Annotated in this window: 29 protein-coding genes and 1 tRNA gene; 17 read left to right on the forward strand and 13 right to left on the reverse strand. The window is 59.5% G+C overall.

Annotated elements, in window-relative coordinates; translation table 11 throughout:
• Window positions 1-21 precede the first annotated feature (21 nt).
• Window positions 22-1,083 carry a site-specific integrase gene (locus tag P8T11_RS28500; RefSeq protein ID WP_268078995.1) on the forward strand — a complete coding sequence of 354 codons (1,062 nt, stop codon included), beginning with the start codon at window positions 22-24 and terminating at the stop codon, window positions 1,081-1,083.
• Here P8T11_RS28500 and P8T11_RS28505 read toward each other — a convergent pair.
• The 8 genes from P8T11_RS28505 to P8T11_RS28540 are packed head-to-tail and all read right to left on the reverse strand — an operon-like array spanning window position 1,004 to window position 6,506.
• Window positions 1,004-1,417, reverse strand: coding sequence for a helix-turn-helix domain-containing protein (locus P8T11_RS28505; RefSeq protein WP_347404732.1), 414 nt, complete (start codon window positions 1,415-1,417; stop codon window positions 1,004-1,006). The genes P8T11_RS28500 and P8T11_RS28505 overlap by 80 nt on opposite strands.
• Window positions 1,356-2,600 carry a hypothetical protein gene (locus tag P8T11_RS28510; protein WP_268078994.1) on the reverse strand — a complete coding sequence of 415 codons (1,245 nt, stop codon included), beginning with the start codon at window positions 2,598-2,600 and terminating at the stop codon, window positions 1,356-1,358. Before P8T11_RS28510 ends, P8T11_RS28505 begins: the two co-directional genes overlap by 62 nt.
• Entirely contained in the window at window positions 2,597-4,165 is a 1,569-nt protein-coding gene (locus P8T11_RS28515) for a DNA cytosine methyltransferase (RefSeq protein WP_268078993.1), read from the reverse strand. Before P8T11_RS28515 ends, P8T11_RS28510 begins: the two co-directional genes overlap by 4 nt.
• Window positions 4,165-4,695 carry a hypothetical protein gene (locus P8T11_RS28520; protein ID WP_268078992.1) on the reverse strand — a complete coding sequence of 177 codons (531 nt, stop codon included), beginning with the start codon at window positions 4,693-4,695 and terminating at the stop codon, window positions 4,165-4,167. The genes P8T11_RS28515 and P8T11_RS28520 overlap by 1 nt, the downstream gene beginning before the upstream one ends.
• Window positions 4,692-5,159 carry a hypothetical protein gene (locus tag P8T11_RS28525; protein WP_268078991.1) on the reverse strand — a complete coding sequence of 156 codons (468 nt, stop codon included), beginning with the start codon at window positions 5,157-5,159 and terminating at the stop codon, window positions 4,692-4,694. Before P8T11_RS28525 ends, P8T11_RS28520 begins: the two co-directional genes overlap by 4 nt.
• Window positions 5,156-5,950, reverse strand: coding sequence for a ParB/RepB/Spo0J family partition protein (locus tag P8T11_RS28530; protein ID WP_268078990.1), 795 nt, complete (start codon window positions 5,948-5,950; stop codon window positions 5,156-5,158). Before P8T11_RS28530 ends, P8T11_RS28525 begins: the two co-directional genes overlap by 4 nt.
• 14 nt (window positions 5,951-5,964) lie before the next feature.
• A complete protein-coding gene (locus P8T11_RS28535; RefSeq protein ID WP_268078989.1) occupies window positions 5,965-6,273 on the reverse strand; it encodes a hypothetical protein in 309 nt (102 codons plus the stop codon).
• The gene (locus tag P8T11_RS28540; protein WP_268078988.1) at window positions 6,270-6,506 is read right to left on the reverse strand and encodes a hypothetical protein; all 237 of its coding nucleotides are present in this window, start codon (window positions 6,504-6,506) and stop codon (window positions 6,270-6,272) included. The genes P8T11_RS28535 and P8T11_RS28540 overlap by 4 nt, the downstream gene beginning before the upstream one ends.
• Before the next feature lie 184 nt (window positions 6,507-6,690).
• Here P8T11_RS28540 and P8T11_RS28545 point away from each other — a divergent pair, with 184 nt between their 5' ends.
• Both P8T11_RS28545 and P8T11_RS28550 read left to right on the forward strand, forming a co-directional pair.
• Window positions 6,691-7,431 (forward strand): hypothetical protein, encoded by a 741-nt coding sequence (locus P8T11_RS28545; RefSeq protein WP_268078987.1) that lies wholly within the window; start codon window positions 6,691-6,693, stop codon window positions 7,429-7,431.
• A 356-nt stretch (window positions 7,432-7,787) separates the two neighbouring features.
• A complete protein-coding gene (locus P8T11_RS28550) occupies window positions 7,788-8,189 on the forward strand; it encodes a hypothetical protein (protein WP_268078986.1) in 402 nt (133 codons plus the stop codon).
• Between the two features lie 229 nt (window positions 8,190-8,418).
• Here the strand turns inward: P8T11_RS28550 and P8T11_RS28555 are convergent, their stop codons facing one another.
• Window positions 8,419-9,777 carry a sensor domain-containing diguanylate cyclase gene (locus tag P8T11_RS28555; protein WP_268078985.1) on the reverse strand — a complete coding sequence of 453 codons (1,359 nt, stop codon included), beginning with the start codon at window positions 9,775-9,777 and terminating at the stop codon, window positions 8,419-8,421.
• A gap of 1,338 nt (window positions 9,778-11,115) precedes the next feature.
• Window positions 11,116-12,147: a S24 family peptidase gene (locus P8T11_RS28560; protein WP_268078984.1), complete on the reverse strand. Its 1,032-nt coding sequence runs from the start codon at window positions 12,145-12,147 to the stop codon at window positions 11,116-11,118.
• 70 nt (window positions 12,148-12,217) lie between these two features.
• Between P8T11_RS28560 and P8T11_RS28565 the strand changes: the two genes are divergently transcribed.
• From P8T11_RS28565 to P8T11_RS28620, 13 genes are all read left to right on the forward strand, one after another.
• The gene (locus tag P8T11_RS28565; protein WP_268078983.1) at window positions 12,218-12,460 is read left to right on the forward strand and encodes a transcriptional regulator; all 243 of its coding nucleotides are present in this window, start codon (window positions 12,218-12,220) and stop codon (window positions 12,458-12,460) included.
• 147 nt (window positions 12,461-12,607) lie between these two features.
• On the forward strand, window positions 12,608-13,054 hold the full coding sequence (locus P8T11_RS28570; protein WP_268078982.1) for a phage regulatory CII family protein: 447 nt from the start codon (window positions 12,608-12,610) through the stop codon (window positions 13,052-13,054).
• Window positions 13,055-13,080: 26 nt separating this feature from the next.
• The gene (locus tag P8T11_RS28575; protein WP_268078981.1) at window positions 13,081-13,356 is read left to right on the forward strand and encodes a hypothetical protein; all 276 of its coding nucleotides are present in this window, start codon (window positions 13,081-13,083) and stop codon (window positions 13,354-13,356) included.
• On the forward strand, window positions 13,349-13,654 hold the full coding sequence (locus tag P8T11_RS28580; protein ID WP_268078980.1) for a hypothetical protein: 306 nt from the start codon (window positions 13,349-13,351) through the stop codon (window positions 13,652-13,654). The genes P8T11_RS28575 and P8T11_RS28580 overlap by 8 nt, the downstream gene beginning before the upstream one ends.
• Window positions 13,654-14,145 carry a nuclease domain-containing protein gene (locus P8T11_RS28585; RefSeq protein WP_268078979.1) on the forward strand — a complete coding sequence of 164 codons (492 nt, stop codon included), beginning with the start codon at window positions 13,654-13,656 and terminating at the stop codon, window positions 14,143-14,145. The genes P8T11_RS28580 and P8T11_RS28585 overlap by 1 nt, the downstream gene beginning before the upstream one ends.
• Window positions 14,142-14,966 (forward strand): helix-turn-helix domain-containing protein, encoded by an 825-nt coding sequence (locus tag P8T11_RS28590; RefSeq protein ID WP_268078978.1) that lies wholly within the window; start codon window positions 14,142-14,144, stop codon window positions 14,964-14,966. Before P8T11_RS28585 ends, P8T11_RS28590 begins: the two co-directional genes overlap by 4 nt.
• Window positions 14,963-16,327: a replicative DNA helicase gene (locus P8T11_RS28595; RefSeq protein WP_268078977.1), complete on the forward strand. Its 1,365-nt coding sequence runs from the start codon at window positions 14,963-14,965 to the stop codon at window positions 16,325-16,327. Before P8T11_RS28590 ends, P8T11_RS28595 begins: the two co-directional genes overlap by 4 nt.
• Window positions 16,328-16,333: 6 nt before the next feature.
• A complete protein-coding gene (locus P8T11_RS29285) occupies window positions 16,334-16,528 on the forward strand; it encodes a DUF7696 family protein (RefSeq protein WP_418910263.1) in 195 nt (64 codons plus the stop codon).
• Between the two features lie 8 nt (window positions 16,529-16,536).
• A complete protein-coding gene (locus tag P8T11_RS28600) occupies window positions 16,537-16,887 on the forward strand; it encodes a putative PDDEXK endonuclease (RefSeq protein ID WP_278072157.1) in 351 nt (116 codons plus the stop codon).
• A 61-nt stretch (window positions 16,888-16,948) separates the two neighbouring features.
• Window positions 16,949-17,590 carry a hypothetical protein gene (locus tag P8T11_RS28605; protein WP_268078975.1) on the forward strand — a complete coding sequence of 214 codons (642 nt, stop codon included), beginning with the start codon at window positions 16,949-16,951 and terminating at the stop codon, window positions 17,588-17,590.
• Window positions 17,591-17,780: 190 nt separating this feature from the next.
• On the forward strand, window positions 17,781-18,125 hold the full coding sequence (locus tag P8T11_RS28610; RefSeq protein WP_259246314.1) for a hypothetical protein: 345 nt from the start codon (window positions 17,781-17,783) through the stop codon (window positions 18,123-18,125).
• Between the two features lie 221 nt (window positions 18,126-18,346).
• Complete coding sequence (locus P8T11_RS28615; RefSeq protein ID WP_268078974.1) at window positions 18,347-18,682, forward strand: hypothetical protein; 336 nt, start codon at window positions 18,347-18,349, stop codon at window positions 18,680-18,682.
• A 169-nt stretch (window positions 18,683-18,851) separates the two neighbouring features.
• Window positions 18,852-18,925, forward strand: a tRNA-Gly gene (locus P8T11_RS28620).
• Here P8T11_RS28620 and P8T11_RS28625 read toward each other — a convergent pair.
• Window positions 18,894-19,169 carry a hypothetical protein gene (locus P8T11_RS28625; RefSeq protein ID WP_268078973.1) on the reverse strand — a complete coding sequence of 92 codons (276 nt, stop codon included), beginning with the start codon at window positions 19,167-19,169 and terminating at the stop codon, window positions 18,894-18,896. The two genes, P8T11_RS28620 and P8T11_RS28625, sit on opposite strands and share 32 nt — an antisense overlap.
• 182 nt (window positions 19,170-19,351) lie before the next feature.
• Entirely contained in the window at window positions 19,352-19,792 is a 441-nt protein-coding gene (locus P8T11_RS28630; protein WP_268078972.1) for a hypothetical protein, read from the reverse strand.
• 368 nt (window positions 19,793-20,160) lie between these two features.
• On the opposite strand from P8T11_RS28630, the gene P8T11_RS28635 reads away from it, so the two are divergent.
• Window positions 20,161-20,931: a DNA adenine methylase gene (locus P8T11_RS28635; protein WP_268078971.1), complete on the forward strand. Its 771-nt coding sequence runs from the start codon at window positions 20,161-20,163 to the stop codon at window positions 20,929-20,931.
• A 34-nt stretch (window positions 20,932-20,965) separates the two neighbouring features.
• Here the strand turns inward: P8T11_RS28635 and P8T11_RS29155 are convergent, their stop codons facing one another.
• Window positions 20,966-21,703 (reverse strand): response regulator, encoded by a 738-nt coding sequence (locus P8T11_RS29155; RefSeq protein ID WP_326494511.1) that lies wholly within the window; start codon window positions 21,701-21,703, stop codon window positions 20,966-20,968.
• Window positions 21,704-21,967 lie beyond the last annotated feature (264 nt).

The following is a 21,967-nucleotide window of genomic DNA, read 5'->3' on the forward strand; positions in this document are numbered from 1 at the left end:
TACATTTTCAAGCGCGCGGGCGTGCTGGAAAAGCCCATCTACATGACTTTCGCGTCGGAAGAAGAAGGCGACGCCTACGCGGCCCGCCTTGAAACGCTACTCGACAATGGAATCGTTCCGGCAGAGCACCAGCTTGAAAGCCGGGTGCTCACGATTGCAGATCTAGACAAAGAGTATCAACGTAATGCGCACCCGTCGGACAAGGACGTGACAGCGCTGCGCGTGGTCGTGCGGATGGAGGGGCGGACGCCGCTGAGCGGCATTTCCGCAGCTTGGGTGGACAACTGGATCGCCGGCATGAAGCGTGTAGAGAAGCTGGCCCCGGCGTCGATCCGGGCGCGGGTGGGGGCGCTGGCGCGGTGTACAGACTGGGGCATGAGAAAGCGATTCCTGACGATGCCGGACCATCCCTTCCGGTCGCTGCCCATTGGATACGCTCAATACACTGCGGAAGACCAAGCGAAGGCTGGGGGCGTCAAGCGCGAGGATATCGAGCGCGAGCGGAGGCTTGAGCGGGGAGAGCATGAGGCGCTCTTGACGGTGATTGATGGCGGGGTACTTGAGCGCAAGCGAACGCCGTATGAGATCCCAGATAAGGACGCCATGCGGCTGCTTTACCTGCTGGCGATAGAGTCTGCGATGCGAATGCGTGAGATGTACACATTGCGCGTGTATCAGGTGGATCTTTCGAAGCGCACGATCTTCCTGGATAAGACGAAGAATGGTGACAAGCGCCAGGTGCCGACTTCTAGTGTGGCGCGGGAACTTCTTGAGACCTTCATTGCCAGCCGTGGGCTGGGTGATGATGATCTGCTCTTCCCGTGGTGGGATGGAGATACAGATAAGCGTGCCCTGGCGCGCCTGAGTGACAAATTATCGAAATTGTTCGTAGGCATCGCGGAGCAAGCGGGATGCGTGGATCTGAAGTTCCATGATCTGCGGCATGAGGCAACTAGCCGGCTGTTTGAGCGCACGCAGCTTTCCGAAACGCAGATCATGAAGATCACTGGGCACAAGAGCCGCCGGATGATGATGCGCTACGCGAACCTGCGCGGCTCGGACCTTGCCGCTGGGCTTTGGTAGGCGCTCGCATTCGGGCGCTGGTCTGCACGACGATCATCTTTTCCAAGTAGGCAATCACGTCCTTGACCAACATAACGTAGGCGCGGCCGACCTTGGCGGCCGGAATGGCGGCATCGTCGATCAAGCCAAGAACGGTTTTCGGGTGAACGCTCAGTAATTCAGCGGCGCCCCGCACGTCTGTGGTGGGGGAACTTGCGCCGAATTGGGCGCGTGATTGGTGTTTGCCCATTGCGGGCGATTGCGCGGGGCGGGGGGCTGCCATATAGGCTCCGTTAATTTCTCGTGGGGTGCGCGACCAGGGCGGCGCGGGCTTGCCGAGCTGCGCGCAGCACATGCTCGTTTCCGTCAACGAATGAAGACGGTAGGCAGTTCAATTCCTTGGCGACGCTCCAGAACAGGTCGAGCCATGCTTTTGCATCCCCGCCGTCCTTGTCAGTCTGGGGCGGAATGTCGATCACGTCGCCCGCTGCGAACCGGTTCACCTTCTCTGACCAGTTGCCGATGGCTTCAGCGGTGGCGAACATGGGCAGCAGCGCGCGCGCCTCGCGGAGCAGGTACAGCGCTTCATTTCGCACCGCCTCGCTGGCCTGGGGCGCGGCATAGAGCCGCCGCATTTCGTATTGCCAGTCATGCAGCAGAGGAACGCGCTCGTAGTCTGCCGCTTGCTCGGCAGTGCAGTCTTCCCACTTCGACCAGGCATTTTCATCCGTGCGCCAGGTCGGGCGAATGCGCGCTTGATACAAAGTTACCGGCTGCGCCTCCCCGGCTACAGGGACGCTATGCGGTCTCGGCTTAGAACTGTTTGGGTGCATAGCCCGATCGAACTGCGCAGCGTGCCATACCGCTTTCCAGACATCGTAGGTCATGCCATCGGCGGCGAAGGGGCGTAGATCGCTGTCATAGTAGGCGCGGCAACGCTTTTCGCTGTCATACGGCTCGGCTACAGCGGCGCTTGCTTGGCGTACATTCAGAGCTTCCAAGGCGCTGACGAATGCCCGCACGCAATCAGGGCAATTCTCCGGACCTTCACCGCCAGTGTTGCTGCAACCCTTTCGATACTCAGCCAAGATTCCGCTTAGGCTCATGATGTCCGGACGCGCATTCCCGGCTACAGGGGCGCTTGCCAGGGCGGTGCTGGATGAGGACAGGAGCCATTCCCCGTACTCGGTCACGCGGTGCTTTCCGAACCCAAGCGATTCCAGCGCGCCCGCTTGCGCAAGCTGCTGGATCATCGGCTTACCGATCTTGGGGAACCCGTCCTGAATCACGGTCAACTTGAAATCGCGGAGCGCATCGAGCGCATCACTCGGGATCATCGGGGCGCCCGCCTGCACGCCCTCCGCGCGCAGCTTGGACAGGTGCTGCGCGAGGACGCAGGCGAAATCCGCCGCGAGCGTGCTGTTGATGTACCGGGCGAAGTCGTGTCGGCGCAGCTGCGTGGCGAAGTATTCCGCGATGTAGGCGCGGCCCCCGCTGCTCGTGCCGAGGTCATGGGCGGCGTTGTTCTGGTCGGTCATGATGACTCCAAGATTTTATTCACTCGATCGATCCGTTGGCCGATCCAGCGCACATTGGTCACGCACCAGGAATTGCCCAGTGCTTTGTATCTAGGGCCGTCCACGTCCCGGACGCGCCATTTATTGGTCTTCTGGGTCTGGCGGACCTCCATGCCGGCGGCACGGCAGGATTCGGGGGTTTCGTTGGCGTCCATTGCGCGCCAGCCGTTCCAGTTGGGGATGCGGGTGTAGCCGCGAGGGTAGGCCTGTAACGCCTCGCATTCTTCGGGGGTCAGACGACGAACCTGCATCGCGGTGAGCAGGGCTGGCGGTGGGCTGTTCCGATCAAGCCCGGCTGTGTATTCTCGGTAGACCTTGCCCGCTTGATTGCTCTGCGTGTTGTGCAGCTTGGTGCTGTATGCGAGGACGTGCGGCTTATCGCCACCGCCGCTACTGGCGCGCAGCGCATGCCCGACTTCGTCACCGAGTTCAGCAGTTGCGCCGCCATCCCGTCCGCGCAGGGCCACAGCAACGGCTTGATGCCCACCGCCGTTTGTGTGGCTGTTAGAGTGCGCCATAGCGCGCTGGGTGCCTGCAACCTCAATGCCGATCCCGAAGCCATTCTGGCCGCTACTCTTGCAGTCGAAGGCGATAGCGGGCATTGCGACAAGTGGTGTGCCGCGGCCCGTGCCGTCCTCGCTAGCGTCGAAACCCTCACCCCGCAAGCTATGGGTGATGTAGGTGTCTTGGTCTGCCGCATGCGAAGAGTTTGACTTGCCCAGCAACGTGTGCGCGATCAGAGTTTCCGATTCTGCGTCGTAGCGCTGGCCGCCACCAGAGCCGCGGGTGAGGCAACGCGCGATCAGAAGACCCGATTCGGCATCTTGTTGAGTGGCGCTTCCTGCCGCCTTCCCGTTCGCCTGGAGCGTTCCCGCGATCAGTCCCCCGTCGCAATCGAAATCGGTTCCGAGTCCGCCACCGCCTTGAGCGCAAGCGCTAAGGGTGGGGGCAGTACCTTGCCGCGTTTTTCTGCTCGGCGCAGGATTCCCCGACAAGCCGTGGCGCTCAAAAAGAACCGCTGCGGCACTTCTCCAGTCTCCAAGACATCCGACAACGAACACACGGCGGCGTCGCTGGGGTACTCCAAAGAACTGAGCGTCAAGAATTCGGTAGGCGAACCCATACCCGAGTTCGCCCAGCATCCCGAGGAAGGTTCCAAAATCTTTGCCCTTGTTGCTCGACAAGACGCCGGGGACGTTCTCCCATACCAGCCACTTGGGGCGGTACTTTGCAGCAATGGCACCAAAGGTGAGCATGAGGTTGCCACGCGGGTCATCCAGTCCTTTTCGAAGTCCTGCGATGCTGAAAGACTGGCAGGGGGTGCCTCCGCAAAGAAGGTCAATTGCGACATCTGGCCATTCCTTGTATTTGGTCATATCGCCCCAGTTGGGCGTATCGGGGTAGTGGTGGGCGAGGACGGCGGACGGGAACGGTTCGATTTCGCTGAAGGCCACGGCCTTCCAGCCGAGCGGGTTCCACGCCACGCTTGCCGCCTCAATGCCGCTGCACACGCTCAGGAATCGCATCACGCTTCCTTCCGCTGGGACTGCTGGGCGGCGGCGTGTCGAACCCAAACGCAGACCGGCCCCCAGTCTTCTGTATCGTGGATAGAGAGGATGAACCACCCCCAGCCTTTCGGCTTGGGCGGCTGCCATGCGCTTATGTCAATGCCGGCGTCTTCATTACCCCAGTAGCTGACGCATGCTGGGTGGCCACCATCTTCGCTTTCGAGGTAGGCGATGCAAGTTTCAAGCCGCTGAGACTTGTACCAGGCGGTAGCGGCATCGCTTTGCCCTTCGTCGAACGAGGGGAACGCCGGATGTGTCCAGTACCCATCCCCATCGCGTTGGACGGGGGCGGGCTGAATTCGACCGTCGGCGATGAAGGCGCGGTAGTTCTTCCATGCAATGCGCCCGAGTGCGGCTGAGCAGATGGCCGCGATGCTGAATAGCACCGCCATCACGTATTCGGCGTATGCCAGGCAGTAAACAACCAGAATGCACTGCACAGTAAAGGCGGCGATATGCAGTGCCATGTAGCGGATGAAGTTTTTCATTGCGCGTTTCCTTTGCCCTGCTGGGCGGCAACAACCGCAAGGCGGCGCCGCTCCAAGTCTTCGTCCGCCTTCTCGGCCCACTGGTTGCCGTGCTTCAGATAGAAGCCCAGTAGATAGTGGATGACCGTGGCCTGTTCGGCCTCGGCTTTCTTGGCGATTTCGACGCCTGATAAGCGCAGCAGCTGGGCCAACCGGATGCATGTGAAGTTCGGGCGGCCGAGAATGTCGATAAGGCCCGGGGTAAGTTCGGACAGGGATTGCTGTACCGCAGTGGGGCCGGGATCGGGGGCGCGGGCGGCGCAAGTCGCTGCGGCATCACCTTGCCGCACGACCGCAGACACTTTTGAGCCGATTTCCATCCAGCGTTTCGCTACGGACACGGAATCAGTGAAGAGGGCGGCGAATGTGCCCTCGCAGTACCAGCCGATGATCGGTTGCTGGACGGGCTTGCATGTGGGGGTCATGCGGCGTCCCCCTCGCCCTGTCCCAGCACCCAGCGCAATGCCGCCGCATATTCTCCGGTGGCTTGCGTCAACTCGGCCTGGATTTCTTTGCGGGATTTGAGGCGGGGGCGATCTCCCATAATGGCGGCTTGCTTGCGGCTTCGTTCGTGGGGCTTGGCACCCTGGCCGGCGGCGACCAGTTCGGACACCTTCGCGCGCTGTTCGTCGGGCGCCAGCTTCGCCAGGGCTTTAACGTGCGTTAGCGTTATCTGGCCCGCTTCGACGGCGTTCTGTACGACCTTGGGGCAGTCCAGCAACGCCAGCGTGTCGCGCACCGTCGTCACCGTGCAGTTGTAGATGACGGCGATTTGATCCTCGCCTTTTCCAAGCGCCAGGTGTCGCCGCATTTTCTCGGCACGGCCGAGAGGCGTGTCGGCGGTGCGGGCTTCGTTTTCGCTAACGATGGCATCGAGCGCATCCTGGCGCTTGCCGTTGTAGACGATGCCAGGGACCAGGCGCTCTGCAACTCCGCGCTCACGTCGCCACGTGTTGGCGAGGATGGCGGCCTTGACCCGCTGACGTCCGAACACCACTTCGGTTTCGCCGGTCTCCGGGTTTTTCGACACGCCGATGGGTTCGATTACGCCCTGGTAGTCGATGTTGCGGGCCATCGCCTCATCTATGGGTAGATTCACGCGGGGGTCATAGAGGGGGCTGGATTCGTCAGTGACCAGCGTCAGCTTGGCCGGATCGAAGGTGAGCAGATTGCTTTGGCCATCCGCACCGTAGACGTCTTTAGATTTCTTTGCCATTTCGTTGCTCTGATTTAGGGTGTTTGCGGCCGGCTGGCGGGCGCACGGTCGGGGGATTGGCGGTTGATCGCGCGTCCGGCATTGCGCACGCCCTTCCAGATGTTGCAGATGGTTCCGCGCGAGACGTGGAACTGCGCCGCCAGGTCATAGACGCTGACGAAGCCGCGCATGGCGTTGATGTAATCGATGTGTTCGTCACCCAACGGGTGGCCCTTTGGGGGCGGCGTCGGTGTTTCGAATTCGGGATGGAGGAATGGTGCAGGGGGCGTGACCGGGGGCGACCACCCGGCGCGGTCGCGCACCACAAAATCGATTCCGTTCATATCGCGAAGCTCAAGAGCCAGCCGAGGATCTGGCGGCCGAAGAGAACGAACGCCGCGAAGCCGATGCCAGCGGCCCATGCCCACACGCGGGGAATGTCCGCGTCCTTGTTCCAATTGCCCCGGCCTGCGTGGTCACGCGGAGCAATGAAGTTGGTCAGCCTGCACGTCGCTTGCGTGATGGACAGCAGCTTGCGGCGGCGCGCGGCAGGCGCGGTTGCAGTGATTGCGTTCATGTTGCTTTCCAGGGATCTGCCGCGACATAGCGGCGGTTGAGGTATTCGCAGGCGGGGACCAGGGCCACCGCCGCCAAGGCGAGCAGGGCCAGGCCCCACCAGATGGCGGGGATGCTTGGGGGCATGCTGACGTAATGGAAGTGTTGGGATACGATGCGCGGCAGATTTATCCAAGGGGCCGCGTATGAAGAACTTCAAGTGGTATGACTGGGCGACGTTGACCGTTTTAATGGCTATGCTCTTGGGCGGCTTTGCGTTCTCGCCATGGGGCCGCTCGATTTTGCAATCGGATTCCGCGCCAGCCTGGGTGCAGGCAGTAGGAGCATTATTTGCCCTGGGGATTGCTATTTGGGTTCCCGCTCGACAGCACCAACTAGAACTCTCGCATGCCCGTGATCGAGAGGCGGAAGATCTACGACGAACATTGACGTCCATCCGGGATGAACTGGAGGTGCGGTACGAGCAGTATCGAGCACTAATTCAACCCAAAATCTATGAGGCTAAGGAGAAGGAGTTTCTTGCTTGTTATTGGCTTCTGCCGGGAAATTCTTTTCCGGTTTATCACAGCGTCCTGGCAAAGTTATCAGCCATCGAAAGTGCATCCCTTCGCAAAACAATAGTTCGTTGCTATGCGCTCATGGAGGGTTTGCTGAAAACGATAGACTGCAACTCTGATCTGGCTCGAAGCTATATGGCAGCCCAAGTTTCATTGACGTTAAATCCATGTCAACAAACGCACGACGCCTTTGAACTCGCGCGGCAAGCGCTCGAGGACTATTTCCCTAGAGTGCTAGAGTCGGACGAGCATGCTGTTGCTTCCTTACATGACCTTTTGGCAATGCTGCCCCAAGGCGCTCCATTAGCGAATTGCGGTGAGCAGCCACCAGTGGCGGCGCCGCAGGCCGGAGGCCCGGTTAATCCCTGAAAGTCACTTTCAGCGTCGGTGATGTTGCGACGCCGACCCGCTCTCCAAAGCCGCCCCGACGGTTCGGGGCTGGAGAGGTGCTACTTGCTGATGTTGCTGCCGAAGTTAAAGACGTCGATCAATTCTTCGATGAAGCGGACGATCATTGCGACCATGGTGAAAGCTCCGGGGTAGGGTGATGAGGGATCAGGCAGCGCCTGCCGATACCCCGCACGCGGGGCATGAGCCGGGACTGTTACATGCGACGGGTTTTGACGGGCGCGATGTGGCTGGCGGAACTGTAATGCGGACGGTCCAGGCTTCTGATTTAAGCTAAGCTGAGTCGGCAAGATTGAACGATGCGCTAGGAGACTGATATGTCTTTAGTGTTCGCTAGAGTGATACTTGTTTTTATGCTGGCTCCGTTTTCCAGCTATATCGTCTGGGCGGGCTACTCATTGACGTGGTATTGGGGCAAGCAGCCCGGCACGGAGCCATGGCTTTCTGCTGTTGCCCTGACGTCTGCCACCGTTATCATTTATCTCCCAATGGCCGTCGTTGTTCTTGGACTGTGGGTTTATTGGACGCGGAAGGCTGTGAACACGTTTCCACGGCTGATAATCAGTGGATTGGTCTGTGGCGGGCTGGTGGGTTTTGCGTTTGCAAGACACTATGGCCCGCTCCAACTGTATCTGGGGCTATCTGTCGGTGCCGTTGTTGGCATTACGCTGGCGCTGGGTACCCGGTGGGTTCAGCGCCATCCCGCACGCGGGGCATGAGCCGGCAACCGGGATGCAGTGGCTGACGGCTACGCAGCGGGGGGGCTTAAACCAAATATCGGCAGAGTGACCGCACGGCACCCAGGTGCGGGTCCTGTTCTTATATTGGTTGGCGGGTCGTCAATGGCCGAGACATATTCGGCGGTTTTGCCCCGCTACTCGTGGGCATCTTGCATTCGCCATATCGCGCGCGATTGGTATGAGTCGGGGACTCTTTATTCTGGCGATCCTAACGGAGTGTCGCGCGGTGCAATGCTCGGCCTCGGCCTGCGCGCTTCGCGGCATAAAGGGCTGCATCTGCTTCCGCGAGGAGCGAAGTTAGGTCGATCCCGTCTGCGGGAAAAACCGAGATGCCTACGGACGCGCCCACCGATACGGTCACCCCCGGATATTGTTCGGAAAGTGACTTGACCAAGCTGTTTCCCACGGACAGAGCATTTTCCGCGTTCGCATCGTCCATCAAAACGAAGAACTCGTCACCGCCGAATCGGGCTATGACGTCCGCTGCGCGGAATGCACTTCTCATGCGTCGTGCGACAGTTTTCAGCACGGCATCGCCCACGGCATGTCCTCGGGTATCGTTGACGTCTTTGAAGTTATCCAGATCAATGGCGAGGAAGGCTACCGGGCGGCTTGCTCTGGTCGCGGCTGCCAAAGCCTGGTTTGCGAGCTCTGCGAACAAAACTCGATTGCACAACCCTGTAAGGGGGTCGTGATAGGCCATTTGTTGAGCGCGGGCCAGCATATGCGAAGTTTCTGTCAGCGCCGCTCCGAGTGCTGCGGTTTCTACAAAGTGCGTTGGAGGGGCCACGAAGGCCCCCCCTCGCCCTAGGTCGACGGCCGGTTCAATAAGCGCAGCAATGGATCTTTCTATTGCATGAGCCATCCAAACTGCCAGCGCCACGCCTAGACCTATAATTGTGGCGCCAGCCAGGATAACTTTGATTAAAGCGGCCGTAAGCTCATCCAAGAGTACGTTGGTTGGCGCGCCAACAACGACAGTCCACTTGCCGTCCATCGTATGCGTGAACGCGGTAAAAACCGAGATTCCCTCTTTGGTAGTGCTTTCCAATGTGTCTTCCGACCGTGCCATGACGGCGCTACGGAGTAACGATACTGCGGGTTGCCCTATGAATCGTTCTTCATCGCGCGTACGGCCCGCGATGATGCCTTGCGAGTCGAGCAATGCGGCCACCCAACCTTGCCCGAGAGCCTGCCGACGTAATACTTTGCCCGCGATGTCAGGGCTAATACCCGCCTGTAAGCTGTAACGTACATCGTCGTTGATGACAACAGGAACGCTGATCGCGACTAGGTAGCGGTTTGTGGGCGTTCTGAATAAATCGGTTTGTGCCACGGAGCGGTACGAGAACACACGATTTAGCATTTCCTCGGGGACCGAGGCGCGTACCGCTGGGCGAGCAGCATCGTGCCTTGTATTCAAGACTTGCATGCGGCTACTATCAATAAGGGTGTAGCTATCGACGTCCTGCAATTGAGCAATCTGGCGCGCCTTCGCGTGAAAAGTCTGCAGGTCGCCACGATACAGTTCTTCTGAAGCCGCGAGGACTTGCAGTCCGGCCGTCACTCCGTGAATCTCCCGCTCCCAATCGACTCTGATGCTCCGAGCAATCGACACAGTTTCTTGGTAGACCCGCTCCTTTCTCAAGCGAAAGTCTTCGTGCACTGTCAGAGACGCGACTAGGACAGCCGGCAACGAGCATGCTAAGCCCAGCAGAACAAGCGCTTGGCGCAGCGACAACAGTAGTCGGGGGCGGGTAGTGGTCTTGCGTGTTGCGGGCACTTTTGCAGTCACTGTGCGGCGTGTGTATGTAAACGTAGTCTAACAATGGCGGTGCGCCATCGCCGCTTTGCATCTTTGGTTTCTGGAAAACCATGCTGTTTGTGCAACCGACCGTCGCGCGGTGTTGCCTTCGCGCGACGGCGGCTTCCATTTCTTATACAAGCTTTGTGCCGGGGTTATCGTCGCCACGCCCGGCTGGGCGTTGCCTGGGCGCGGTGGCCCATGCACACAGGGTCCGGGGCGCGCTGGCGCCTGGTTGTCCTGTTTCGCCCGTCCTCCCTTCTCGGGGGCGGGCGGCCTAAGTTGTTAAAGAGCGGGTTCTCGCCTTCCCCAGTCCGACTTTGTGGCGGTGACGTCTCCCGCTTGAGGCGATGGCCTGACTGCTGCCTGCGGGTCCGTGGGGTTTTGCGTGGCCAAAACTGGCTTAAGGCGATATTAGTAAGTACTAAACACAAAGTCAAGTAAATACTAAACTTGAGGGCAGCACGGGGCTAGACCAAAGCGGCCGTTCAACTGCGGTGAGGGGGGCGCTACTGACGCCAGCGTCGGGCGACGGTGGGCAGCACAAAAAAAGCCACCAGACGGTGGCTTCATTTAAATGTGGGGAGGGCAGGTTAAGGGGCGAGCCCTAGCAGACTTGCTTGCCCCACCAGTTGCCTTTAGGCACGTACTGGATTACTGCGCCGTTTTTGATCAGAAGGGCGTCCGTGGAGTATCCGGTGTATCCACCAAAAGAGTTCTTGGCATTCACTGATGCGCAGGTAAGCCATCCGTACTTGGTTTCGCCTACTCGAGAGCCGAGATAGGCTCTGTATGGGGTCGAGATATTGCCGTACCTTGCGGACTCGGGATCTTTCAGCGCCATGTTGTAGAACCCCTTGACTATCGCCTCGTAATTCTCGGGATATTGACCGTAGTCCGCGGTGCTAATTTGCTCAGGGGTTGGGAGGCTTGTGCATCCGCCAAGAAGAGCTAGGGACAAAACTGCGACACGAAAAGCCGGCATCGATCTCTCTCTCTATTAATTTGTGTGCGTAACCAAATCGTACAGAGAGAGCATAGCTCATTACCGAGAGATCGTTTTGGGGGCTGCAGCGAGGGGGCTATCCCTTGTATGGTGGATTAAGTCCGCATCCATTGGCCGGCTTCGTCGTCACGCAGTCTTGCTCCAGCCCAGACGACTTGACCTAGAACCCGTACCGAAGTCCCATTTTCAAGGGGTATATCCGGGTATGTCGGATTAAATGAACGAGCTACCCAGCTCTTCGTCAACCGATCTCGGGTCACGGTCTTCACGATCATCTTGCCGTCGTAGTTGATGGCATAGACGCCGCCGGCCGCTATGTCTTGCAGTGCCAGGTTTTCGTTTGGCACCACCAACAGCGCAGCCCCATCCCGAATGATCGGCTCCATGCTGTCGCCCTTGGCGTAGACGACGCGGGCCTTACCTGCGCCAGCGCCGATCGACCGGAGGAAAGACCGCCGGAATTGAACCGTGCCGGTTTCCTCTTCCGCGAGGTTCTCGATGCCGTCGCCCGCCGCCAAACGAACGTCAGCCATTTCCGGCACTTTTTCGAACTTGTCATTGACGGCACGCGGCTCTCCCGGCCCCACGTTAGCGACCACACCCGTTTGGGTGCTGATTCGAATTCTGCTATCGCGTTTGGCTTGCAGTGTTGTGTGACCGCCTTCCCAGGGAGCAGCCTGCGCCCCGCCGATACGCATAGGGAACGGATCGTCGGCCGCACCCATATCGACCAGTGCGCCGCGCGTTGCGGGCTGGGGGCGCGGTTGCGCCGGAGGGACTACGTTTATGCCCAGCTTCAGTTGCGCGATAGCGAGTGCAATGGCGCCCTCAAGCGCACTGAGTTGTGTCGGCGGCAACGCACGGACTTCAGCCTCTGCGATGGACTCAAATGGCCATGTTGAGGGCGGGTTCGCGTCTGGGATGGGCTTGCTGTCGCCGTGGTGGGGCGGCGTATCTAAAAATCCCTCGCCCATCCGGTAATCCCGCTCAAGCCTGCGCGCGGCACGTTCCCCAATGGGGGCCGTGCCGGATAGGACTTGTGAGAAGTAGCTCTTCTCCTTGCTGGGCGCGCCGTTTTGCTGCACCCACGCACGAAGATTCGCCCGTCGAATTTCTTGGATGGTCATGGCGAAAGTTTATAGGACACTAAATTAGTAAACACTTGACCTTACGGTTTAGTTCTCACTAAACTTGGGCATGGACCTTAAGACCTATATCAGCACTAGCCCACGTGGCACAGCGGCGACCTTAGCTAAGGCAATTGGCGTCTCGCCTTCTTATCTATCGCAGATGGCATCCGGGCAATCGCCCATCTCGCCTGAACGCTGCGTAGCAATCGAGCGGGCGACCGGTGCCGTTGTCAGCCGCCGTGATCTTTGGCCGGACGGCTGGGATCGCGTTTGGCCCGAACTCAAGGAGGCTGCACGTGGACACCAGTAACGAACCCACCCCTACCCAACCGTTAACGCCACTCCCCAACCCGGACGACCGTGTGCAGATCGGACCATTGGATTGCTGAAAGTCGTTTTCCATGCAGCGCATCGTAAAGCCGCTGCTTCGCAATAGATACGTTCAGGAAATCAAGAAATGAACATCACCACTGCGGCCGATTTGACGGTTCATGAATACAAGGGCGGCAGCGAGTCGCTGGGGCCGCTGGTCGGCATTTCGGCAGCAGTGCTGCGCAACAAGGTCAATCCCAACAACACCACGCACCATCTGACCTTGGCCGAGGCTGACCGTCTGATGCGTATGACAGCCGACTTCCGCATCCTTTCGGCGCTGGCGCACTCTCACGGCTTTTTGCTGGTGAAGGCTCCGAGTCACTGCCAGGCCGAAAGCGACATGTCGGTGCTTGAGCAGGTGGTGGGCTTCATGGTGGCGAGCGGCGTTTACGGCCAGGAGATCCACAAGGCCTTGGCCGATGGCGGCGTAGACCGGCAGGAATTGACCAAGATCCGTGAGGCCGGCGCTGGCGTTATGTCGGCGGTGGGCGAAATCAACACGCGCCTGGAAGGGATGGCCGAACAATGATGCACCGTGGAACTTCTGGTGTACCCGTGCGGGCGCGTATCGCGTCCACGGAGCGTAAGGGGGCGGCGCTGTCGCGCGCGGCTGCAATGATGTGCAACGGCGCGAAGTTTCAGCGGTGGGTTGAATCCCGCGTTGGCGCCGCCCCCGATGGCGTGTCGGCCCAGCAGCACGCCGCGCAGTATGTGCGCGATATGTGCGGCATTACCAGCCGCGCGGACCTGGACCACAACGCCGGCGCGGCCACGCTCTTTCATGAAGCCATCCGCAAGCCGTTTGTGAAGTGGAGCGGCATCTATGGCTGACTGCCTGCACATGTTCCGAGGCTACCGCGTGCCGCCTGAGACGGTGGAAGCAGTCAAGCAAGCCATCATCGACACCCCGCGCCGGGTCGATATCAAGGCGCTACAGGAAATCGTTCAGCCCGCCCTGGTGCCGGTGGACCCGTGGCCCAGCACGTCGCGTGCTGTTGCTGCGGCCCGCGCGGTTGAATCGTTCCTGTTCGATGCGACTCAGACCGGCCTGGTCAAGCGCCACACAAACGGCTGGAAGTTCCCGTACTGGTGGCGGGTCAAAGCTGCATCGGGGGCGGAATGTCGTTGATGCGCCGCACCCCGCTCAAGAACAAGACGCCCATGAAGCGCAGCGCCACGCCGATGATGCGTGCTGCGCCGATTCGGACCACCCCAATGCCTCCGCCCCGTGCCGCCATGAAGGCGCGCAAGAAGCGCAAGAAGAAGCCCAAGACCGTCTATCGCAACCCCGCGCTGTTGGCGCTTGCCAAGGGCGAGGAATGCCTCACGCGGGTTCCCAGCTACTGCTGGGGCGGAACTGAAAGCACGGTATCGGCCCATTCGAATCGGACGCGAGACGGCAAGGGGAAGGGCATCAAGGCTCATGACTGGGCCATCGCGTTCGCCTGCGGCGGTTGCCACTTCTTCCTGGACCAGTCCAAGGCTCCGAGAGAAATGAAGCTGAGCTATTTCATCCCTGGCTTGCGTCTTACGCGCCAGCGAATCATGGACTTGGGTAAATGGCCCGCTGAAGCCGAAGCCGGCTATCAGAATTTGTATGGAGGGGCATCGACCCTATGAGCACCATCGTAATGTCGGCCTGCTGGCCGCTACAGACCAAAACGCCAGCTCAGAAGGCTGTATTGATGAGCATGGCGGATAACGCGAACGATGAGGGCGTGTGCTGGCCCTCCGTCGCTTACATCGTGATGCGCACCTGCGCTGGTGAGCGGACGGTCCAGGACGCCATCAAGTGGCTGATCAAGTATGGCGCTATCAGCGTCTCCAGGCGGACAGGCCGGTCCACGGTGTACACCATCACCCCCGCGAAATTCGCACCCCCGCAAGATTCGCACCCCCGCGAAATTCGCACCCCCGCAAGATTCGCACCCCCGCACGATTTGCACCCCCGCGAATTTCGCACCCCCGCAAATCCCGCACCTCCACCCCCGCAGGATTCGCACCTCAGAGGTGCGAATGCCGCACCCAGAACCGTCATAGAACCTAAAGAAGAACCGTCATTAAAAGATTCCCCCAGACCCCCAGAGGGGGCTTCAGGTCGTGGCCGGAAAAAGAACGCCGTTTCGTTCAAGACGTTCGTCGATGCCTGCCAAGCCAACGGCGAGAAGGTCATCGGTGATTACCAGCCGGTGCTGGACTACTGCGAACAAGCCAAGCTGCCAGCGGAGTTCGTGAACCTGTGCTGGGCCGAGTTCAAGCGGCGGCACCTTCCGGGTGGCACGGCCGAGGGCAAGCGGTACACGGACTGGCGGCGGGCGTTCCTGAACTGCGTGCAGGGCAACTGGTACGGCATCTGGTTTGCCGACAAGGCCACCGGCGCCTTTGCCTTGACCACCAAGGGTGTCCAGGCTGAGAACGTCGTCAAGGGGGCGGAGCAATGACCGACGTGCTTGTTCCCCAGGCCACCGACTCCGAGCAGGGCGTCATCGGCGGTTTGTTGATCGACAACAACGCCATCGACAGGCTGGGCGACCTGCGGGTGGAGCATTTCTATCGGGCGGATCACCGGGTGATGTACGGCGAGATTCTGGCGATGATCGGGCAGGGAGTGGGGGCGGACGTCATCACCCTGGCAGACCGCATCCGGGCCAAGGGGGCCGACGCGGGCGGGCTGGAGTACCTGAGCGACATCGTTGCCAATACCCCGAGCGCCGCCAACATTGCCCAGTACGCGGCGACGGTCCGCGACCGTGCGCAACAGCGCGGCTTGCTGGAGCTGGCGCACGACACCATTGACGCCGTGCGGGCTTCTGGAGCAATCGGCGCAGCGGCCTTGATCGACCAGGCCCAGGCCGGGCTGGAAAGCTTGGCCGAAGGCGCAACCCGCCAGTCTGAGCCGGTCAGGGCAGGCGATGACCTGATTAACTTTGTGGAATATCTGGAACTGCACGCCGATGATGAAACTGCCGGCGTCATGTCTACCGGCTATCCGGACTTGGACGCAAAGCTGGCTGGCGGCATTCGTGGCGGCGACCTGATTGTGATCGCCGGTCGGCCGAAGATGGGAAAAACGGCGCTCGCGCTCAACATCGGCCTGCATGTTGCCAATGGCGGGAATGTCCTGTTGCTGTCGATGGAAATGCCCAAGCGGCAATTGCACACTCGCAATGTGGCGATTCTCGGGGGCGTGCCGATCCCTCGCTTACTGCAACCCAAGCTGATGTTGCAGTCCGACTACGAGGGGCTGACGGCAGCGTGCAAGCACATCGAATCGCTGGGCCTGTGGCTGGAAGACCAGGGCAATTTGAGCCTGATGGACGTGCGCCTGAAGGCCCGGCAGATCAAGCGAAAACATGGCCTGAACCTTCTGGTGATCGACTACCTGCAACTGATGCGCGGCGAAGGGCCGAACCGAAACGCGGAAATCGAGGGGATCACGCGCGGCCTGAAGGCGCTGGCGATGGAATTGGACATTGGGATTGTTCTGCTGTCGCAACTAAATCGCGATCTTGAGAAACGCCCCAATAAGCGCCCGATGCCGTCTGACCTTCGGGATTCGGGGGCGATTGAGCAGGATTGTGACGCCATCCTGTTCGTGTATCGGGATGAGGTCTACAACGCCGACAGTCCGGATAGTGGCGTTGCGGAAATCATCATTGGCGCTGGCCGCCAGGTGGACCGTGGAACCGTCGGGCTGCAATACATCGGGGAGCGGACGAAGTTTCAGAGCCTGGCCCAGGGTCAAGCATTCGGGAATCGGCCTGTTGCCAGGGGCGTGCGCTACAGCCTGATGGATGAGTAGAGCCATATGACGAACAGCGCGAGCAAAACCAGCAGCGAGTCATGGCGCCTGCAATGTGAGGCCCGCCATGTCCTATCCCTTCCGTTCGACCGTCGGGTTCCCTATCTGAATCTGGTTGGCAGGAAGCGCGGTATCGAAGCCCAAAAGTACTTGGGCCAAGAGGTAAGGCGACAGTTCGCCAAACGGAGGAAAGCGGCATGAGTGGAGCAATGGCACGCAATAAGGGCGCATCGTATGAGCGCAAGGTTGCCAACATGCTGACAGAGGCGACCGGCAAGGTGTGGCGGCGGCGCGTGCGCAACGCGGTCGGTGATAGCGATGTGGTGGCGGACGATCCAGCCTTCGCGCGGATCAGCATCGAATGCAAGCACGCCAACACGCTTTGCCTGCCCACATGGTGGCGCCAAGCGCAACAGCAGGCCGGCGAACAGGGCGTACCGGTGCTGATCTACAGGCAAACGGGGGCGCGTGGCGAATCGGTCATGGTTGACGCCCACGACGTGAACCCGAAGATTTTTCCCGTCCGGGGCGGCACACCGTCACGATGGGCTGGGATGTAGCAATGCAATGGATGCGGGAAATGCTGCCCGCGAAAGTGACTTTTTCTCCGGGGATTTACTGATGACCACCTTGACCCTTTCCCGCCTGGCTTCGACCCCGGTCGTAGAGGCGAAACCCAGCCGACTGTTTGCAACCGCTCATGCGGCGCTGACCTTCGCCTATAACCACACCGACCAAGTGTATGACAAGCCCATGATGGCTCGCATGGCGCAGGCGCCGTCAGAGGGTAAGGGCTTGGGTGGCACTGACGGGGCAGGGCAGGCCGCCTTTGTCTTCGGGGCGCTGGATCCGCTGCCCCGCCTGTACCGCGCCATCCTAGTTGCACGCTTTGCGCCCCGAACGGACCGCTGCAAATGCTGCCAGGGCACCGTTGATCGGCATGATTGGCTCGCGGCGGTACGCGAAATCTCTGACGCGGCTGCGTGCGGTGCCATGTCGGCGCATCCGACACCGCGTGTGCTGCGTGACGCGATTGTGGCGCGTTACTTTGGCAAGGACCTGAAGCTGTCGGAGGCCGCCGAACGTGCAGGCGTGAGCGCTGCCACGGCGACCAATCACAACGGCAAGATCAAGCTTTGGCTCTACGGCACTCGCACCACGAAACACAAGGGCGGTGAACGTGGCGCAGGCCAGAAGGGCGTCGAAGCGCTGGCGATGGAGCATGCGGCGGACCTGCTGTCGGCAAAAGGCCTTTGTGATTGAGATCTTGCGAGGTTGAATTTTCTCTGCTAAATTTCGCTCTGTTTAGTCACTTTGAATAAGTGCGTACATAGAAAGCCCGCCAGCGAAAGCAGCGGGTTTTTTCATTGGTGCCTGGCTTTTTTTTTCTTCTGGCCGCGCTCATATCGAAGTATCTTCAATGCTCCTACTTGGAATTCCTCGGGATGTGAGCATGAAAATGAAAGTAAGCAAGTTCGGGCGCGCCGCCCTGCTAGCGTGCGTGCTGGTTGTGCCTGCGATACAGGGGTGTGCGACAAATACTGACCCCCGCGTTGCGGCGGCAGTGGACGACAAGCCCTTCTATACTTGGTTTAACGGTTTAGTGGACCAGATCAAGGCAGACCCGAACTACAAGCGCATGCCCATCGATACGGAAGCCGAGGCGAACCAGTTTATGGTTGAGTTGCACGACGCTTACCGTCACCGAATCTCCAAGAAAGACTTCGCCGCGCTCCAAAATAGTCGATACCCTAACCATCAAAACGAAGTCTCGTTCATCGTATCGAGGCTTCCATAGTCGGTGCTATATCTTCCGATTGACAGCCGTTTTGGCTTAAATGCCCGCCACCGAATGCAGCGGGCTTTTCATTTCTCGATTGCCTTGCTTGCGTTTCTTGCTCCCTAATTTCAGGGATGCCCAACGACGTAATGTTTTGTTAGAGTTGAGTGCATACTGTTAAGGTAACTCCGCACAGCAAATTGCGCGGGGCTTACGAACAACGTCAACTAGGTGAACGAATGAAAGCTCGGCATTTCGCAGTTGCAGCATTGGCATATTTTCCCATAATGGCATCTGCTGCGGACGTGGTATTTGTCAACCAGTCATCCTGGGAAATTCACGAGATCTATTTTTCACCGGCAAAGCAAAAAAGCTGGGGCGAAGACCACTTGGAATCTGATGTGCTCCAAAAAGGCGATTCTCTTACTTTGACCGGTGTGACACGGGGCAAATGGGATGTTCGTGTTGTAGATGAGGATGGCGACGAGTGCGTCCTCGAAGACGTTCAGATCGACGGTGCAGATAAGTGGAAGATTACTGATAAGGAACTTTTAGCGTGCCAAGCGGCAAGCTAGCTGTTTGATTAAGTTAGCCTGCCAGCGAAAGCAGCGGGCTTTTGCTTTTTGCGCGGTGCCCGAGAGTTGCCGAAAGGCCGGCCAAAGGGTGATGCCGCTAGAGGCTTCGCAGTGGGGCGCGCACCCGATACTGAGGAGTCCCTGGGTTCGAATCCCAGCCGCGCAACCAGCGGGCTTGGCCGAATGGTCAGGCTGCGGCCTTCCACGCCGCTCACGCGGGTTCGATTCCCGCAGCCCGCTCCAGATTGCTGTCCCCGGGCGTTGTGAGGCGGCATGCAACGGCGAGTAGCGTTGTACCGTCCGCTAACTGGTAGTAGTTCTCGCCCATCCAGGATACGGCGCTTCCGTCCTGCAAGCAGCAATAGAAGAATGCCTGCTCGCCATCATCGCATGGGAGCGATCGGCATCGACGCTCGATAACAAAGGTGGTGCCGTCTGGGCTTACCGCAATCAACACCGTAGGACGCTTTGTGTAGACCGTTTGCATGGCGCGACTCCATTGACGTGGCTTGCCGAGTTCAGCGCCTTGATTGGGACACTATCCAGCCGGTGGGTCAATACACCTTTAGCCCACATCCATCGTCACAGCGGGGCGGCAGCAAGGGCAATCCCTGTTTCATGCAAAATTCCGCGAGGAACTTTGCGTTTCTCGCTGCCATCGCAAGACCCTTATTGATCCTGCCGACTGCTCGCTGCCGCGCCTTTTAAAAGCGCGGTCATATTTGTGGTCTTGACTTGGATGACGGGGCCTGGCGCCGTTGAGTACCGAATGTCTACCCAGTTGCACTCAGCGATACGACGGAAATGGTCTTCAATGGTTGCCAGTTCGACGTCGATGCCCACGGTTACGAGCACCCACAAAGAGGTGCCGCCTCGCGCGGGCAGGTCTTCTAAGGCCAAGGCGAACAGGAGCGCCGCCGTATCCGCTCCCAAGTCTTGATGCGCGACAAGGAACACTTGGATCAACGGATTTGAAGTTGGCTCCCAGCCCCCAAAATTCTCTTCAAGGGAAATGCCCTCTGGACATCTGGAACAAATGCCGTTGACCGTCTCTAGGTCTCCAATTACTTCCACCAGAAATTTTGTTGTGCGAGGGGCGGCGTGGCCCATGAGCTGTGGCTCCAGTTCGTAGCGGCGGGGTATTCGGAATGCAAGCACTGCGGTTGCCTTCAGGTGTCGTGATCGGCTGATGACCTCAGTTTATCGGCCGAGTGTATATCAGCGCGAGTCAAGAACCCTCGGTTGATTTGGCCAAGCGCACAGCCGGGCGAGGACCCGATGCCCTCTGCCTACTTCTCATACAACAAAGCCCCGAGACGGAGTTCCGTTCGGGGCTTTTGCATTACAGCTATAGAAGACGGCGACAGCCGGAGAATCGCGAGTTCCCCAGCTGACAGCCGAAACACGGAGTGAGCCGTGATCGACCCAAGGCCGTCCCACCTGTACAGGCGGCGGTCAGTTTACATGGACGTTCACAAGTGGCAAAACCGATCATTCCCTGGCTGGGTGGCAAGCGCCGCCTGGCTGACAAGATTCTTCCCTTTTTCCCGAAACATTCCTGCTACGTCGAACCCTTCGCCGGGGGCGCGGCCCTGCTGTTCGCCAGGCCCGAGCCGGCCAAGGTTGAGGTTCTTAACGATATCAACGGCGACCTGGTCAACCTGTACCGCGTGGTGCAGCATCACCTAGAAGAGTTCGTGCGTCAGTTCAAATGGGCACTGTCCAGCCGGCAGATGTTTAAGTGGCAGAAAGAGACCCGGCCCGAAACGCTGACCGACATTCAGCGGGCGGCACGGTTCTATTACCTCATGCAGAACTGCTTCAGCGGCAAGCTGGAGGGCATGACGTTCGGCACGGCGACGACTTCCCCGCCAGGTCTGAACCTGCTGCGCTTGGAAGAAACACTGTCAGCGTCGCATTTGCGCCTCGCGCGCATCTTCATCGAGCATTTGCCGTGGCTGGATTGCGTGAAGCGATACGACCGGCCGCACACGCTCTTCTATATGGATCCGCCTTATTGGGCCACCGCAGGCTACGGCGTCGAGTTCGGGCTTGAGCAATATGCCGCGATGGCGGACATCATGCGGGCGATGAAAGGCCGAGCGCTAGTCAGCGTCAACGATCATCCGGAAATGCGGAAAGCGTTCGCCGGGTTTCCCATGCACGTCCTGGACATCCGGTACACGGTGGCCGGGGGCGCTGGCGTGCCCAGGCGCGAACTTCTGATTCAGAGTTGGTCGGGCCAGTAGCTGGTGGGGGCAGACTTTAGCTGCCGATGCGCCTTCAGGTGGAATCGGGTTTTCCTGTAATACACGCTTGAATTTCCGCAAGGTGCGCAGGCTTGGCAAGCCAGGCGTCTACGCCTGCCGGTAACGATCCAAAGTTTAATCTTGGAACGGTGCCGCTGAATACGATGATGCGGGGTTCCCGGCCCGGGCATAGCCTCTTTAGTTCTGGCGCCAAGTCAAGGCCCGACTCGCCACGGAGATCGACATCAAGAAGAATTGCATCGGGCGCAAAGTCGGCAACCGCGCGTAGTGCAGCGTCACCGTTGCTGGCGACCTGGACGGTGACGTCGCCATCCACCATCAAGCATTCGGCTGTCAGCTCGGCGGTGTCCGAATCATCGTCAACGATAAGTACGCGCATAGACCACCTCGATTCGGCAACAGTAGCGGCCAAGCGGCGGCCCAATTCTCGAAACGCAGCCTCCATCGCTTTGAGCTTTGAACTGTGCGCCAGATCCAGAAGGCGGTCAACTGGGTTGTGGATGCCGAGTCGTCGCGCCAGTTCGGTTTTTAGCACGCCTTGACGCACCATCTCGTTTGACAGAAAGACCTTCGCGGTAGGCAGCGCGCCGAGCGTCACGCTGCTGGCGCCCACGGCTTCAAGCCCTTCTGATGCGTCGGCTTGTAGATCGTGCTCGCCTTCGCTTACGGATGCGCCTTCCGGCAAGTCCGGATACTGAATCAGGTTCGTGCCGTTCGTGTCCGACGTTAGGGTGTAGCAGTAGATCAACATGGTGTGTCCTCTGTGATCGGGTGCGTGCATTTCGCTTCGAACCTGGATGCAGATCGACGGCATCTGAGGGGGAAAACGCCGGGGGCCCCTGGAGAAATCCGTGCCGTAAGGGTAATTCGAACCCCGGACGCTCGCTAGTTATGAGGTGCGCTAGGGGGGGTAATAATAATTTTGGCTCAAGGTTCAATAAAAACAACGGGTTAGCCTCTGATGGCCCGTTATCGACGCCCTTCCTTCTCTGGGGAGGGGGGTTATATCTGAGGG

Origin of the sequence: Achromobacter spanius, from assembly GCF_029637605.1 — a bacterium.
In the GTDB taxonomy this organism is placed as follows: domain Bacteria; phylum Pseudomonadota; class Gammaproteobacteria; order Burkholderiales; family Burkholderiaceae_B; genus Achromobacter; species Achromobacter spanius_E.

Coding starts and splice junctions, on each gene's coding strand:
- P8T11_RS28505 (WP_347404732.1), bottom strand. CDS start 1,417: ATGTGCTGCGCGCAGCTCGGCAAGCCCGCGCCGCCCTGGTCGCGCACC.
- P8T11_RS28510 (WP_268078994.1), bottom strand. CDS start 2,600: ATGACCGACCAGAACAACGCCGCCCATGACCTCGGCACGAGCAGCGGG.
- P8T11_RS28515 (WP_268078993.1), bottom strand. CDS start 4,165: ATGCGATTCCTGAGCGTGTGCAGCGGCATTGAGGCGGCAAGCGTGGCG.
- P8T11_RS28520 (WP_268078992.1), bottom strand. CDS start 4,695: ATGAAAAACTTCATCCGCTACATGGCACTGCATATCGCCGCCTTTACT.
- P8T11_RS28525 (WP_268078991.1), bottom strand. CDS start 5,159: ATGACCCCCACATGCAAGCCCGTCCAGCAACCGATCATCGGCTGGTAC.
- P8T11_RS28530 (WP_268078990.1), bottom strand. CDS start 5,950: ATGGCAAAGAAATCTAAAGACGTCTACGGTGCGGATGGCCAAAGCAAT.
- P8T11_RS28535 (WP_268078989.1), bottom strand. CDS start 6,273: ATGAACGGAATCGATTTTGTGGTGCGCGACCGCGCCGGGTGGTCGCCC.
- P8T11_RS28540 (WP_268078988.1), bottom strand. CDS start 6,506: ATGAACGCAATCACTGCAACCGCGCCTGCCGCGCGCCGCCGCAAGCTG.
- P8T11_RS28545 (WP_268078987.1), top strand. CDS start 6,691: ATGAAGAACTTCAAGTGGTATGACTGGGCGACGTTGACCGTTTTAATG.
- P8T11_RS28550 (WP_268078986.1), top strand. CDS start 7,788: ATGTCTTTAGTGTTCGCTAGAGTGATACTTGTTTTTATGCTGGCTCCG.
- P8T11_RS28560 (WP_268078984.1), bottom strand. CDS start 12,147: ATGACCATCCAAGAAATTCGACGGGCGAATCTTCGTGCGTGGGTGCAG.
- P8T11_RS28565 (WP_268078983.1), top strand. CDS start 12,218: ATGGACCTTAAGACCTATATCAGCACTAGCCCACGTGGCACAGCGGCG.
- P8T11_RS28570 (WP_268078982.1), top strand. CDS start 12,608: ATGAACATCACCACTGCGGCCGATTTGACGGTTCATGAATACAAGGGC.
- P8T11_RS28580 (WP_268078980.1), top strand. CDS start 13,349: ATGGCTGACTGCCTGCACATGTTCCGAGGCTACCGCGTGCCGCCTGAG.
- P8T11_RS28585 (WP_268078979.1), top strand. CDS start 13,654: ATGCGCCGCACCCCGCTCAAGAACAAGACGCCCATGAAGCGCAGCGCC.
- P8T11_RS28590 (WP_268078978.1), top strand. CDS start 14,142: ATGAGCACCATCGTAATGTCGGCCTGCTGGCCGCTACAGACCAAAACG.
- P8T11_RS28595 (WP_268078977.1), top strand. CDS start 14,963: ATGACCGACGTGCTTGTTCCCCAGGCCACCGACTCCGAGCAGGGCGTC.
- P8T11_RS29285 (WP_418910263.1), top strand. CDS start 16,334: ATGACGAACAGCGCGAGCAAAACCAGCAGCGAGTCATGGCGCCTGCAA.
- P8T11_RS28600 (WP_278072157.1), top strand. CDS start 16,537: ATGGCACGCAATAAGGGCGCATCGTATGAGCGCAAGGTTGCCAACATG.
- P8T11_RS28605 (WP_268078975.1), top strand. CDS start 16,949: ATGACCACCTTGACCCTTTCCCGCCTGGCTTCGACCCCGGTCGTAGAG.
- P8T11_RS28610 (WP_259246314.1), top strand. CDS start 17,781: ATGAAAATGAAAGTAAGCAAGTTCGGGCGCGCCGCCCTGCTAGCGTGC.
- P8T11_RS28615 (WP_268078974.1), top strand. CDS start 18,347: ATGAAAGCTCGGCATTTCGCAGTTGCAGCATTGGCATATTTTCCCATA.
- P8T11_RS28625 (WP_268078973.1), bottom strand. CDS start 19,169: ATGCAAACGGTCTACACAAAGCGTCCTACGGTGTTGATTGCGGTAAGC.
- P8T11_RS28630 (WP_268078972.1), bottom strand. CDS start 19,792: ATGGGCCACGCCGCCCCTCGCACAACAAAATTTCTGGTGGAAGTAATT.
- P8T11_RS29155 (WP_326494511.1), bottom strand. CDS start 21,703: ATGTTGATCTACTGCTACACCCTAACGTCGGACACGAACGGCACGAAC.